The 13,853-nt window shown below is 70.1% G+C and carries 12 protein-coding genes; 6 read left to right on the top strand and 6 right to left on the bottom strand.

Annotated elements, in window-relative coordinates; all coding sequences use genetic code 11:
* Positions 1-386 precede the first annotated feature (386 nt).
* From K9S39_RS10910 to ligD, 4 genes are all read right to left on the bottom strand, one after another.
* Positions 387-1,106, bottom strand: coding sequence for a Clp protease N-terminal domain-containing protein (locus K9S39_RS10910; RefSeq protein ID WP_248863164.1), 720 nt, complete (start codon positions 1,104-1,106; stop codon positions 387-389).
* A 105-nt stretch (positions 1,107-1,211) separates the two neighbouring features.
* Positions 1,212-2,165 (bottom strand): hypothetical protein, encoded by a 954-nt coding sequence (locus tag K9S39_RS10905; RefSeq protein WP_248863163.1) that lies wholly within the window; start codon positions 2,163-2,165, stop codon positions 1,212-1,214.
* A complete protein-coding gene (locus K9S39_RS10900; RefSeq protein WP_248863162.1) occupies positions 2,165-3,457 on the bottom strand; it encodes a VWA domain-containing protein in 1,293 nt (430 codons plus the stop codon). Before K9S39_RS10900 ends, K9S39_RS10905 begins: the two co-directional genes overlap by 1 nt.
* Positions 3,458-4,149: 692 nt before the next feature.
* Positions 4,150-5,121 (bottom strand): non-homologous end-joining DNA ligase, encoded by a 972-nt coding sequence (ligD, locus tag K9S39_RS10895; protein ID WP_248863161.1) that lies wholly within the window; start codon positions 5,119-5,121, stop codon positions 4,150-4,152.
* A 501-nt stretch (positions 5,122-5,622) separates the two neighbouring features.
* On the opposite strand from ligD, the gene K9S39_RS10890 reads away from it, so the two are divergent.
* The 5 genes from K9S39_RS10890 to K9S39_RS10870 all read left to right on the top strand — a co-directional run bounded on the left by K9S39_RS10890 (position 5,623) and on the right by K9S39_RS10870 (position 9,908).
* Positions 5,623-6,111 (top strand): helix-turn-helix domain-containing protein, encoded by a 489-nt coding sequence (locus tag K9S39_RS10890; protein WP_248863160.1) that lies wholly within the window; start codon positions 5,623-5,625, stop codon positions 6,109-6,111.
* Positions 6,112-6,342: 231 nt separating this feature from the next.
* Positions 6,343-6,774, top strand: coding sequence for a hypothetical protein (locus tag K9S39_RS10885; protein ID WP_248863159.1), 432 nt, complete (start codon positions 6,343-6,345; stop codon positions 6,772-6,774).
* On the top strand, positions 6,764-7,951 hold the full coding sequence (locus K9S39_RS10880) for an MAB_1171c family putative transporter (protein ID WP_248863158.1): 1,188 nt from the start codon (positions 6,764-6,766) through the stop codon (positions 7,949-7,951). Before K9S39_RS10885 ends, K9S39_RS10880 begins: the two co-directional genes overlap by 11 nt.
* A 145-nt stretch (positions 7,952-8,096) precedes the next feature.
* On the top strand, positions 8,097-8,858 hold the full coding sequence (locus tag K9S39_RS10875; protein WP_248863157.1) for an SDR family NAD(P)-dependent oxidoreductase: 762 nt from the start codon (positions 8,097-8,099) through the stop codon (positions 8,856-8,858).
* A gap of 312 nt (positions 8,859-9,170) precedes the next feature.
* Positions 9,171-9,908, top strand: a complete 738-nt coding sequence (locus K9S39_RS10870; protein ID WP_248863156.1) for an SDR family NAD(P)-dependent oxidoreductase — start codon at positions 9,171-9,173, stop codon at positions 9,906-9,908.
* Positions 9,909-10,268: 360 nt separating this feature from the next.
* Here K9S39_RS10870 and K9S39_RS10865 read toward each other — a convergent pair whose 3' ends face one another.
* Positions 10,269-10,634 carry an anti-sigma factor antagonist gene (locus K9S39_RS10865; RefSeq protein ID WP_248863155.1) on the bottom strand — a complete coding sequence of 122 codons (366 nt, stop codon included), beginning with the start codon at positions 10,632-10,634 and terminating at the stop codon, positions 10,269-10,271.
* Between the two features lie 226 nt (positions 10,635-10,860).
* Positions 10,861-11,604 carry a hypothetical protein gene (locus K9S39_RS10860; RefSeq protein ID WP_248863154.1) on the bottom strand — a complete coding sequence of 248 codons (744 nt, stop codon included), beginning with the start codon at positions 11,602-11,604 and terminating at the stop codon, positions 10,861-10,863.
* 391 nt (positions 11,605-11,995) lie between these two features.
* On the opposite strand from K9S39_RS10860, the gene K9S39_RS10855 reads away from it, so the two are divergent.
* Entirely contained in the window at positions 11,996-13,516 is a 1,521-nt protein-coding gene (locus K9S39_RS10855; RefSeq protein ID WP_248863153.1) for an amidase, read from the top strand.
* Positions 13,517-13,853: the final 337 nt, after the last annotated feature.

The following is a 13,853-nucleotide window of genomic DNA, read 5'->3' as shown; positions in this document are numbered from 1 at the left end:
CGAAGCGGGCCGGCCGAACGCTGTCCGAGGACAGGAGGGGCGTACGGCGGCCCGAGTTAACTGGAGAGTAAGGTCCGCTACTTACCTGGGGTAACCCATCGGTAGGTTACGGCTGGGTAACGCCATGGGGGTGAGGTGGAGGGCGCGGGATGGCTGAGGTGTTTCCCTCTGTGGGGCGGGTCTGGCCGCTTGGTGGGCAGGGTCGGTGTCGTCGCGCCCCACGACGTCATGGACGCCCTTCAGTTGGGAGGGAGGGGCCGGCCACCGATGAGTGTGGTGGCCGGCCGGCCCGGCAGTGTGGCGAGTTGGGGCGTCGGTCAGTCGGGGCGTCAGCCGGTCGGGGCCGGTCACCGGGAGATCGGCCGGACGGGAGCCTGGTCGATTGGTCAGGCTCCTGCCAAGATGTCCGCGATGTGTGCTTCGGAGGTCGCCTTGTCGATCCCGAGCCCCGCGAGCACGCCCTGGCCGTCCTCAAGTTCCAGCAGGGCCAGCAGGATGTGCTCGGTCCCGATGTGGTTGTGTCCCAGCCGCAGCGCCTCGCGGAAGGTCAGTTCCAGCGCCTTCTTGGCCTGCGCGTCGAATGGGATGAGGTCGGGCACCCGTTCCGCCGCCGCGGGCAGCGTCGCCGTGACGGCCTCCCGTACGGCCTCCAGCGTCACGCCCTGCGCCACGATCGCCTTCGCGGCGATCGCCTCCGGCTCGCAGAGGAGGCCCAGGACCACGTGTTCGGGGCGGATCTCGTCGTTGCCCGCCGCGCGGGCCTCGTTCTGCGAGGTCATCACGACGTTCCGCGCCCGTTCGGTGTACCGGCCGAACCCCTGAGTGGGGTCGAGGCTCGCGGACGCGCCGGGGTCCTTCGGGGCGAACCGCTTCTGGGCTGCTTGTTTGGAGACCCCCATGCTCCTGCCGATCTCCGTCCAGGAGGCGCCCGAGCGCCGCGCCTGGTCCACGAAGTGGCCGATCAGATGGTCGGCCACATCGCCGAGGTGGTCGGCGGCGATGATCGCGTCGGAGAGCTGGTCGAGGGGGTCGGCGTGGACCTTGTTGATGGCCTCGATCAGGTCGTCGAGGCGTACGGGGTGCGTCAGTTGGACTGGTTTCGTCATGCGTCAACGATAAGTTGACGGACAAGATGCGTCAACATTGAGTTGACGATGGGGGCGGTCGTGGCTCGGCACCTCGGCCGCTCCCCATCGGTCGGGCCCCCGGGGTCAGGCCCCGGGATCAGGCCCCGGCGGCACTCGCGACGGGCGGCCGGACCCTCGCGTGAAGGAGTAGCCCGCGATGCCCGCGAGCGCGCCGAGCAGCCCGCCGGCCGCGGTCCAGATCCAGCGGCCGGACCACCAGCCGGAGGACCAGCCGCCGTCCGGCTCGCCGAAGGCGGCGGCCCGCTCCGTCGAACCGCCTCCGTCAGGCTGTGATCCGTCGTCGGATCCACCATCAGGTCCGCCGTCGGATCCCCCGTCGGATCCCTTGTCATCGGCCCGCGGTGTGCCGGTGCTGATGCCGGGCACCAGCGGGGCGGAGAGCGCGCCGTCCACCGCCTGGCTGCCGCCCGTGTCCGCCGCGGTGGCCTCGACCTCGGCGTGTACCGGCAGACCGAGGTCCTCCTGCGGCAGATCGACAACCGTCAGGCGTACGTAATAGCTGCCGGGCAGCGGATCGTTGGCCCATGGCTCGGCCCAGGCGCGGACCGACCGCAGGGTGCAGGACAGCTCCACGGATCCGGCGTCCTCGGCGGCCGCCCTGCTCTGCGCGCCGTACCTGCACGCCTGCCGGCGCCGCAGCCCGTCATAGACGTCGAGCTGCCAGGTGGCGGTGCCGTGCCGGGCGGCCTCGGGCAGTTTCACCTCGGCCTTCACCGTGGCGCGCTGACCGCTGTCCAGGGGGAGCACCCAGTAGAGGTAGTCGCCCGTGGATGCGTCGGCGACGGCCCGCTGGTCCAGCTTCATCTTGGCCGCGGTGCGGAAGGAGGTGCCCGCCTCGGTCGGGCCGGCGGCACTCCCGCTCGGGCTCGGGGTCCCCGAAGGGCTGCTCTCCGAGGAGCCGGCTGACGGGCTGTCCGCAGGGGCGTTTGAAGTCGCGTCCGCCACGGCCGTGCCCGTCGCGCCGAACATACCGCCGCCCACCAGCAGCAGACTCGTCAATGTTCGTACAGCACGCATCAGTTGGTCCTCCAGACGGTGACGCGCCAGCGGGAGATCCAGCCCCACAGCAGACCGGCCAGAAGGCCGACCAGGACCAGTACGCCCAGCAGCCACCAGCCGTGGCCGAGCCCGAAGGACGCCACATCGGAGGCGTCGTCGGGCGCGTCGACCAGGTCGACGGCCAGCTCGACCGGCAGACCTGGCGATGTCTTCACCGACGCGGGGGCGGAGAAGGAGTTGCTCACCTGCAGACAGACGGTCTCCGCGGCGGGCTTGCCGTCCCCGTCCCTGTCCGCGTCGTCCGCCGGAGCCTTGGGATAGCGCAGCCCGGACGAGATCACATCGGTACGGCCGTTGCCCGCCTCCGAGCCGCGGACGATCTCCCTGCCGTGCACGGTCGAGGCACGCAGCATCACGCCGTAGTCGTTGTTGACCGCGCGGTCCGCGGCGACGCTCACCGACGCCCGCAGTTCCTGCCCCGGCCGCACCTCCACCCGGTACCAGCGGTGCTCGCCGAACTTCTCGCGGTCGCTGTAGAGGCCGGGGGTGAGCTTCGGGGCGTCGGCGCACTGCCGGGCGCCCTCGGTCGCCACCGGTGTGACGACCGGATCGGCGGCGCGGTCCACCAACTGACGGACACGGTCACGGAGTTGGCCGGTGTGCTGCACCGATGTGTAGGTACCGCCGGTGGCCTCGGCGATGCAGCTCAGCTGACTACGGGTCTTGGCGTCCGGCAGCAGCCCGAGGGTGTCGATGACGAGATGGATCCCCTTGGCCGAGATATCGCGCGCCACCTCGCAGGGGTCGAGCGGGGCGCAGGTGTCCTCGCCGTCCGTGATGAGGACGATTCTGCGGGTCGCGTCGCCGCCCTTGAGGTCGTCGGCCGAGGCGAGCAGGGCCGGGCCGATCGGCGTCCACCCGGTCGGGGCGAGCGTCGCCACCGCGGTTTTGGCCTCGGTGCGGTCGAGCGGCCCGACCGGGTAGAGCTGTTCGGTGTCCTTGCAGCCCGTCCTGCGGTCGTTGCCGGGGTAGTTGGCGCCGAGGGTGCGGATGCCGAGCTGCACCTCTTCCGGTACCGCGTCCAGCACCTCGTTGAACGCCTGCTTCGCGGCGGCCATCCGGCTCTGGCCGTCGATGTCCCGCGCTCTCATGGAGCCGCTGACGTCGAGCACCAACTCGACCTTGGGGGAGGGCTTGCGGGACGGCTCGGCGTCCGGTTCATCGGCGGCGGCGGGGGTCGCGAGGAGCCCGGCGGCCAGGGCGGCGACCAGGCCGGACACGGCGGTCGCCAGCCATCTTCTTATGATCATCGCCGGATCGTATTGAGGTTTCTCGTCTTGCTCCAAACGGAACCTTCGGGCGGCCGCGCGGCAGGCGCGACATCCAGCCGGAGGCGGGCGGGACGCCGGGGCGCGCCTGCGGCTGCTGACTCGGGTCGGGTCATGCGCCGCCGCCCCCTTGGCATGCCTGGGGCGCCCGTAGTCGGCATGCCTGGGGCGCGTAACGACGATAGACGCTCGACAAACTGACGCGCTGAGCCGTGCCGGGCCGGGACGGTGGGTATGTGGCACTCGCCAGTAGTGGGACGGCGTACCGAATACACCTGTCTCGTCGGCCTCGGACCCGGGTGATGACGGTCCGTACGACTCCGCGCTTTATCGTGCCGGACGCGTCTCCGTCGGCAGCGAGCTTCGCCTGCATGTCCCGGACGTGCCGCGACACCTTGCCACGTTCCCCGGGCACAAGATCGAGGCGCTCGCCTGTCCGCCGAGGTCGGGCAAGGGACGGTACGGCCAGGGATGGCCGGGCAGAGGGTGGTCCGGTAAGGGAATTCTGGGCACGGACGATGAGAACGGCGGCGGATCGATCGCCGCTGCGGAGTTCTGCCGACCGTGACGCGGGAGCGGTCGTGACGCGGTGGCAGGCGTGGCGGCCGAGGTGAGGGCGGCCGAGAACGGGGCGGCGAGGGGCAGCCGTCCCGGCCCGCGTCAGCCCGGGCACGTCAGCCCAAGCGCGTCAGATCCGGCCGCAGCCGGTGCCAGATCGGATGCCGCAGCCGGTCGGCCGAGGTCCAGCCGGAGAAGGTGATCTCCGCGACGAGCCGGGGCTCGGCCCAGTGCGCGCCCGGGACGTCCACGGGGTTGATGAAGGGGGACTCTGCGCGGGCGATCACGCTCAGGTACTGGGCGAGGTCACGCCGCTCGCGGTCGGAGAGGCCCGACCCGACGGAGCCCACGTACCGCAGCCCCAACGGGTCCTCGACGCCGACCAGGACCGCCCCCGGCAGCCCGGCGAGTCCGCCGCGGCCTTCCGCCCAGCCGCCGATGATCACGTCCAGCGTCTGCACATGCTTCGTCTTGCGCCAGTCGGGTGACCGGACCCCGGGGGTGTAAACGGAGTTCAGCTTCTTCGCCACCACCCCCTCGATGCCGCTCCGCAACGACGCCTCCCATGCCTGCCGGCCGTGACCCTCCATATGTGCGGGCACCGACCAGTTCGGACCGCGCAGGTCCAGCCCGTAGAGCACGGACCGGCGCTCGTGGTACGGCGCGTCGAGCAGCGAACGCCCCAGGTACATCACGTCGAACAGCACGAGATGGACGGGATGCTCCATGGCCAGACGGGCGGTGCGGCGCGGATTGACCACGCCCATCCGGCGCTGCAGCAGCCCGAAGTCGGGCCGGCCCTGCGCGTCCAGCACCACCACTTCGCCGTCGAGAACGGCGGGCGGGCCGCGCAGCTGTTCACCGAGGGCGCCGAGCTCGGGGTACGTCATCGTCGCGTCGTTGCCGGCCCGGGTGATCAGCCGGATCGTCCCGTCGCCCGGTGTGTTGATGATGCAGCGCGCCCCGTCCCATTTGGCCTCGAACGCCCATGCCGCGTCGTCGCCCTCGGCGGGCAGCGGCCCGACGGCGGCCAGCATCGGCCGGATCACGGGGTACGGGGCGAAGCCGCGCTCGGCGGTGGGGGCCATGTTTCGATGATCGGGGGCCGGGGGCATGTTCGCAGATCGGGTGCGCCGCCGCCCTCATTCGGGAGCCCGCGGATCCTGGTGTTCTCAGGGAAATATGGGTATTGCGCTGCAGATGGGCCCCGTGGATTCTGTTAACTTTTGGCAGGGCTGCGGACCGTTATCGGCTGCCTTCTCCGGTGGTGGGAGCGGTGGTGGCGCGGAATCCGGCGCGTGTGAAATGTTAACGAGCGATTTCCGCGGGTTATGCGGAATGATTCATTCATGGCTGGCGGCCGCCGACCGACCACCGCTGGTTCCCGTCGGCGAAGCGGTGGCGCACGGACCTGCCGGCAGGTGCCTGCGCAGGACGTCCACAGCTCCGAGCCCCGGGCGGGCCAACGGTTCGGCTGCCAACGCGGGTTGACGGGTAGTAGGATGCGGAACCGCTGACCGTGCCCGCTGTTCACGATGGCCTTGCCGCACACGAGTGGGGAAACGTATGGGGATTGGAGGGGCGTGACCATGTCCGGAACGGCCAACTCGGCTGGGCTCAGTCTCGCTGACAAAATCAATCACCTTTTTCGGACCGTGGTGCCGGCCGGTCGTGGGTCGTACAGCACCGAAGAAGCCGCCCAGGCGATTTCGGCACGCGGAGTCTCCATCTCCGGAAGTTATATCTGGCTGCTCCGCAAGGGACAGCGGGACAATCCGACGCTCCGGCATCTGGCGGCGCTGGCGGAATTCTTCGGAGTGCCTCCCGCGTATTTCTTCGACGACGAGGTCACTGAAAAGGTCAATACCCAACTGAAATTGGCTACCGCGCTGCGCGACACCCGGGTCCGCAGCCTGGCGCTTCGTGCGGACGGGCTGTCCCCGGCGAGTTTGGACGCCTTGCTCACCATGGTGAACGAAGCCCGGCGGATCCAGAACCTGCCGGCCGGTAATGATGTCCCCGCTCATGCCGATCGGCGCGCCACGTCCACCGCTGATCCCGCCGAACCCAAAGCGTGAAACCCGCGGTTCAGCGTACGTCGCAAGCGCGCTCCGCCGCGACGTCGGCCGCTTGCGGGCCGGGAGGAGCGATGTCAGTCCGTGTGTCACGCCTACCGTCGTTGCCCCGGACAGGGGCTAGGGAAGTTACGCATGCCGTACAGGGACATAGCTCTGCGCCGCCGTTGTCATGCGGTACTCAGCACATTCAGCCCGCCCCAGCCTTTTTCGATCGAGACATTGTGCCGGCACATGGGGGAGCGGCGTGGGCGGCCGCTGTATCTCCATGCGCTGCCCATGCAGACGGTCATGGCCGGGGCCTACGGACTCTGGCTGGGCACGTCGGTCGATGACCACATCTTTTACGAGCAGCAGACCTCGCGCGTGCATCGAGAACACATCGTCTTGCACGAGATCGGGCATATACTTTTCGACCATCGTACGTCGGACACGGTGGAGAGCTGGACGGGTCAACTCCTGCCGGATCTGGACCTCGGTCTTGTCGGCCGGCTGCTGGGCCGCACCAACTATTCCACGTCCCAGGAGCGCGAGGCGGAAATGATCGCCAGCCTGATGCGTACGAGGATGGACTCCGCGGGCGGCCCGCCACGTCAAGGACAGCGGGACGAGGTGCTGGCCAGGCTCGGCGCCGGCCTGGGGCTGGGGCCCTCTCATGAGGCTTGACCTGGCGTTGTTCGGGGATCGACTGGAAACCGTCGGCGCGATCTGCTTATGGGGCGCGGTATTGGTCCGCTTGCCCTCGGCGGTGCGCTGCCGTCGTCAACGTGGCCTGTGGCTCGCCGTGGCAACGGCCGCGATGGCCATGACGCTCAGCCTTCCCGTCGTGCGGCAAGAGTTCCGCGGCGATGGCGCATCGATGCGCCTCATCCACATCACGACCAATTTCTTCGGTGTGCTGTCGGTGGGCGCCGTGCTGTTCTTCCTCACCATGACCGTGGGCGGCCGGCGCTGCGGGCGGCGGTTGTACGGCGCGATGGCCGTCACGATTGCCGCCTTGGCCGCACTGCTGTGGGTGGACGGAGAAAGCTATGTCTTTCCCCTCGCCGGGACGGATCCCCCTCCCACCGCGGTCGCCTACTGTCTGATCCTGGTTAGTGCGCACCTCACCGCGAACACGGCGTGCGTTTTGATGTGTTGGCGTTACGGCCGGTCCAGCGCTCCGCCGCTGCTGAGGTCGAGCCTGCAATTGTTCGGCCTCGGTACCGCGCTCGCCGGCGTCTACTGGCTCGGCCATGTCGTCCGGCTGTTCAGCAGCGCGGACTGGATAACGCCCGGCATGACGATGGTCATGGGAGCGCATGCACTGTTCCGCGCCATGGCGATCCTCGTACCGACATTCGCCGCCGGCCGCCGCGCGGTGACGGACATCAGAACGGTGTGGTGCCTGTGGCCGCTTTGGCGCGATCTGATGGACGCGGTGCCGCAGGTGGCACTGTCCCGGGCGCGGCCGCGGGCACTTGAGATTCTGTGGCCGCTCACTCCCTGGAGACTTCTTGTGTATCGCAAGGTCATCGAAACGCGCGATGCCCTCCTTGTCTTGCACAGTCATGTCGACTCCGCGCTGCTCACCGCCGCACGCGATTTCGTGGACGACTCGGGCATCCCGGAGCCGAGGAGAGAGGCCGCCGTGCTGGCGTGTGTCATGGGGGAGGCCCGCCGGAGCAAGCTCGCCGGTCTTCCCCACAGGCCGAATCCCATAGGGCCGTTGGGGCATGACAGCGGCGATTTCACGGACGAGAAGGCGTTCCTCCTCCAGGCCGCCGAGGAGTACACATCGCCCCTGCTCAAGACATTCCGTCAGCGGCTTGATCCGATCGGCTCGGCGTCCGGCCGGGTGTAAGAGTAGTCGGATACCGAAATCGCGTACGGGATGACGTGTAGCACGTTGCACGTTGCACGTTGCACGTTGCGCGTAGCACGTTGCGCGTAGCGCCAGCGCGTTTCGGTAAGCCTTGACCCCAAGAGACAAGGAAGCCGGGTTCCCCATGACGAGAGTTCTGATCACCGGTGCGACCTCCGGTATCGGCGCTTCCTTTGCCCGCCGGTTCGCGGCGAAGGGATTCGACCTCGTACAGGTTGCTCGTCATAGGGAGCGCCTGGACAGTACGGCCGGAGAACTGCGCACCGGCTATGGCGTCGACGTCGAGACAATCGCCGCCGACCTCCTCGACGCCACCGGACGTGCCGCCGTGGAAGAACGTCTCGCCTCATCGGCGCATCCCGTGGACGTCCTTGTCAACAATGCCGGCTTCGGACTTCCCGCTCCCTTCCCGCACAGTCCCGTTGATGACGAAGAGCGGATGCTCGACCTTCTCACCAAGGTCCCGCTACGGCTCACGCACGCCGCTGTGCCCGGTATGACAGCTCGTCGACGGGGAGTCATACTCAATGTCTCCTCGGTCGCGGGACTGCTGCCCACCGGTACATACGGCGCCGCGAAGGCGTGGCTCACCGCCTTCAGCGAATCCCTCCGTGTCGACCTCGCCCCGCACGGCGTACGGGTGCTCGCCCTGTGCCCGGGTTTCACGCGTACGGAATTCCAAGAGCGCGCCGGAATGGATGTCAGCAGCCTGCCGACGTGGGCGTGGCTTGAGGCCGACAGGGTCGTGGACCAGGCGCTCAAGGACCTCGGGCGCCGCAAGCCCGTCAGCATCACCGGCTGGCAATACAAGGCGTACGCCCTGGCGGTACGTCATGCGCCGCGCACCCTGGCGGCCAGGATGGCCCGCTCTCGCACACCCGAGTAAGCACCCTCGAGAACGCGTAAGGGCCCGTTATGCCTGAGCCGACGTCGGCGACGTACCACCACCCCGGGACCCTCGCGGCACCATTCCTCCCGGCCTCCGGCACCGTCACTCCCGCCACCACGCTCATGACTCGTCATCGCCGCGGACACGGCCGCCCACCTCGCTCGATTATCCGCCCCGTGCGGCTGCCTACGATTCCTTGAGATCGTTTGCCGCCGCCAGGTAAGGAATGCCGATGGATCAGCGCAGTCTGCGGGATCAGAGGAGTCAGCGGAGTCGGCCCCGGCCGTTCGGGACGTCGGAGGGGCCGCGGTGAGCCGGGCGGTACTGGTGACCGGTGCCTCGCGGGGGATCGGCCGGGCGGTCGCGGAGCTCTTCGCCGCGCACGGGGACCGCGTCGCGCTGCATTACGCGTCGCGGCGCGAGGCGGCGGCGGAGGCGTTCGCGGCGCTGGAGGGCAGCGGGCATGTCCTGGTGCAGGGGGATGTGAGTACCCCGGACGGCGCGGCCGCGATCGCGGAGGCGGCCGTGGCCGGGCTCGGCGGTATCGATGTCCTGGTGAACAATGCCGCGGCGAATGTGGTGCATCCGTTGGACCGTACGTCCTTCGAGGACTGGCAGGACGCCTGGCGGCGGGTCGTGGACGTGAACCTGCTGGGTGCCGCACATATGAGTTACTGCGCGGCACGGAACATGATCGAGCGCGAGGTGGAGGGCCGGATCGTCAACATCGGCTCGCGCGGCGCGTTCCGTGGTGAGCCGGACCATCCGGCGTATGGCGCGTCCAAGGCGGCGTTGCACGCCATGGGGCAGTCGCTGGCGGTCCATCTGGCGTCATACGGGATCGGGGTCGCGTCGGTCGCCCCCGGGTTCGTCGCGACGGAACGGGTCGCGGACCGGATCACGGACGAGGTCCGGCAGCAGAGCCCGTTCGGCCGGGTGGCGGCGCCGCGGGATGTGGCGGCCGCCGTCCATTACCTGGCCTCGCCCGAGGCGGTCTGGTCCTCGGGTGCCGTCCTCGATGTGAATGGGGCGTCCCACCTGCGGTGATGTGCATGAGGCGGGGTCGCTCGGCGTGACGCGACGGTGCCGGGAGCGACGCCGGGGTGAGCCGCGAGTGACGCAGTGGTGCGGACGAGTGACGCAATGACGCATTGGTGCGGAAAAGAGGGGCCCCGGCCAGACGGGGGATTCCGGCCGGGGCGGCCTCGGCCGGACGGGGGGGACCGGCCGAGGCGGCTATGGGGTGCGGGTGGTGACGGCGGTCACCTCACGGGGAAGGCTGCCGTACGGCTGCGGGCGGGTCTCCCGGCGAGGGGCGCCCTGGCCCGGGGCACCGTCATCGCAGCACCCGCTTGCAATTTAACGATAAACCATTGTTCGGTGTTCTGGTGCCGCGAGTGACGGCTGTCACGCGCCGGCGGCCGGCAGAAAGGCGCTGTGGCCGTAGCGCGGCGAGCTGACCTGGGTGAACAGATCGTCCACGCGGCTCTGCGCCAGGAGCTTGCGCAGCCTCTGATCGGCGATGACGAGCGTGATGCCGCCGCCGGTGGTAAGGAGCCGGCGGGCGGTTCTGACCAGCGGTTCCAGGCCGGTGCTGTCCATGAAGGTCACCTTCCGGAGGTCGACGACGATCCGGTCCCGGTTCGCGGCGGCCGCGGTGAGCAGCTTCAGAACGCGCGGTGCGGTGAGGATGTCCTGCTCGCCCTCCAAGGTGACGACGGCTTGGCCGTCGTGGGTCACGGTGATGGCGTGGGGCACGGGGGCGCTGGTCAAGAAATCTCCTTCCGGACCGGTCTGCGCTCTGGAGGGAGCGGGTGGTGGGGTCGGTCGTCAGCAGCGTAGGCAGGCCGCGGAACCGGCCGGAAGGAACTGGGTCACACGGGGACCACGTCACAGCAGGACCTGCATCACAGGACCTGGGTCACAGGCTGGGTTACAGGACCTGGGTCACAGGACCTGCGACACAGGGTCTGGGGCAGGAGCCGCGGGGCGGGCTCCCTCAGACCGCCGCCCGGTGTCCCTTCGACTCTGTGGGGGCGGTCGCGGCCTTGGTGACGTCGGCGACGAGTTCCACGACATCGGGCCCGTACGCCTGCGAGTTGATCACCTTCAGCAGCAGACAGAACTGGCCGTCGGCGCCGTGCTTCCGGGCCAGCCGGGCCCGGTTGCGTACGAGGTGGCGGACCGCGGCCCGGTGGGTGACCGGGCGCTGGCCGGCGGCGAGGAACACCGGACGGCCGGTCTCGCCGGCCGTCAGCCGGGCGAGCAGGACGTATTCGACCGCGCCGGGCTCCATCCGGTACGTCGAACCGCCGATGGTGAAGGTGCCACGGCCGGCGCCGGACTCGTCGCCCGGGTGCACCGCGACACCCGGCAGCAGATTGGCGACATGGGCCGCCAGCCGCCGGTGCGCGGTGGGATCGCCGACGCAGAACTCGGTGCGCGCCCCGAAGCCCTGGAGGGCGGTGTCATGCGGCGCCACCTCCGGGTGCGCGCCGCAGTTCTCGACCACCGAGGCCAGTCCGAGCAGGGCCAGTGCGTCATGGCGCGGGATGCTCCAGTGGGGCGAGTTGCTGTCCCGGTGGGTGACCAGTACGCACTCCGAACCGTCCGGCAGCCCGAAGAAGCTCTGCTCGCGGGTGAGTTTCCGGCGGGACGCGGCGGATTGTCCCGCCCAGCCGGCTGCCAGGCCGACGAGAAGGGCCGCGACCGCCACGATCAGGAGCAGCAGGGTGTCGTCCATGGGCGGGGAGCGTAGCGGTTGACCGGGTTTGTGTTCGAGTTCGGGGCGGGCGGCTGGGAGGGCTTGCCCCGCTATGCCCGTCCGGCGGACGGCCCGCTTCGTCATGTCACCCGGGCCCGTGGTCATGCCACCCGGACCGGCGTCGTCATGTCACCCGGCCTGCGTCGTCAGGTCACCGGGGCCCTGGCGCCGTGGCGTCACCCGGGTCCGTCCGCCGCCAGGTCACCACACTCTGCCGCCGTAACCTCACCGGCACGTCCCGGTCCGGCGTGTGCCGTCCGTGTGTCGTCCATGTGCCCTGCCGCGCGGCGTGATTGCTGGCCTCGGCCGGGAGCGATTAGCCTCCTGGGACCGTTCGTTCGAATGGGCGGTCCCAGGGAGGGCGCGTACCGTGAGCGTTGACGAGAGCCGTGACAGGGAGACCAGGCCTTTCCCGGCGGGCCACACCGGCGCGCCCGCCGGGGAGTGCGAGGGGCTCGCCCAGCAGGCGCGGGCGCTGGCCGACGGGAGCGTGACCTCGGCCGCGCTGGTGCAACGGTCGCTGGAACGCATCGAAGCCACCCAGGGCAGTGTCAACGCCTTCCGCCGGGTACGGGCCGAGGCGGCGCTGTCGGAGGCCGCGGACGCCGACCGCAGACTGGCCGCCGGTGAACGGCTGCCGCTGCTCGGGGTGCCGGTCGCGGTCAAGGACGACACCGATGTGGCGGGTGAGCCCACCGCGTTCGGATGCGCCGGGGAGTTCCCGCCCAAGGAGCGGGACGCCGAGGTCGTCCGGCGGCTGCGTGCGGCCGGCGCTGTCATCGTCGGCAAGGCCAACGCCTGTGAGCTGGGCCAATGGCCGTTCACTGAGGGGCCGGCGTTCGGCGACACCCGCAATCCGTGGAGTCTCGCCCACACTCCGGGCGGTTCGTCCGGCGGCTCGGCCGCCGCGGTCGCCGCCGGACTGGTCCCCGCCGCTCTTGGCACGGACGGCGCGGGTTCGGTCCGTATCCCGGCCGCCTGGTCCCATCTCGTCGGCATCAAACCGCAGCGCGGCCGCATCTCCACCTGGCCGGACGCCGAAGCCTTCCAAGGGATCACCGGGATCGGCCCATTGGCGCGTACGGTCGAGGACGCGGCGCTGCTGCTGGACGTCGCGAGCGGCAACCACGACGGCGATCTGCACCGTCCGCCCGCCATCGCGGCGCGTGAAGCGGCACGACGCGACCCGGGACGGCTGCGCATCGCGCTGTCCTTCACACCGGCCTTCACCGGTACGCCCAAGAAACTGCACCCCGAAGTCCGGGTAGCGGTCACCGAGTTGGCCCGTACGCTGACCCGCCTCGGCCATGTCGTCGAGCCGGCGGAACCGGACTACGGGCTGATCGGGCTGGCCTTCCTGCCGCGCGCCACGGTCGGCGTCGGGGAGTGGGCGGCCCGGGTCCCCGACCGTGCTCTGCTGGACCCCCGTACGCGCGGCGCGGCCCGGATGGGGCGGCTGCTGGGCGGGCCCGTGCTGCGCCGGGCGCGGGCCGTCGAGCAGCGTCAACAGCGGCGTATCGGCGCGCTGTTCGGCCCGTACGACGTGCTGCTGACGCCGACCACCGCCACCCCGCCGCCGCGCATCGGGACGCTCGCGAAGCTCAACGGATGGCGCACGGATCGAGCCATGATCGCGGCCTGCCCGTATGCCTGGCCGTGGAACGTGCTGGGCTGGCCGGGCGTGAGCGTACCCGCCGGATTCAACGCGGACGGGCTGCCGCTCGGCGCCCAGCTGCTCGGCCCGGCGCACGGCGAGCCGCGACTGATCTCGCTGGCCGCGCAGTTGGAGGACGCGCTGCGCTGGCATGAGCGATGGCCGGCCGGCCACCCGGTGCCGGGCAGCGGCGGGCCTTCGCAGGGCCCGGTTCAGGAGCCGGACCCAGCGCTTTGACGCCTGGTGTCCTGGCCGCCATCCCGGGACCGGACGGCTCCCCCGTCCTGGTGCGCCTACGGCGGATGCGGTACCAGGACCTCCTGCTCGTCTCTTGGTGAGCCGGAGCCGCGGGAGCACCACCGTGAGCTTCGCCGCCGGCGGGCAGGACCTCGCGGAGCCGGCGACCGCCCTCCGAGCCGCCACCCCGAGGGAAGTGCGCATCGAGGGCCCCGCGGACACCGCCTGGTTCACCTCCGACGTGACCATCGACGCCCCTGACGGGGAACCGGGTGATCCTCACGGCGTTCCGCGAAGCGGAGCTGGATCGCGCCACGGAATGGTCCCGGGAGAACAT

It is taken from the genome of Streptomyces halobius (genome assembly GCF_023277745.1).
Lineage (GTDB): Bacteria > Actinomycetota > Actinomycetes > Streptomycetales > Streptomycetaceae > Streptomyces > Streptomyces halobius.
The sequence above is the reverse complement of the archived record's forward strand: the minus strand, read 5'-3'. Positions and strand labels throughout refer to the sequence as shown.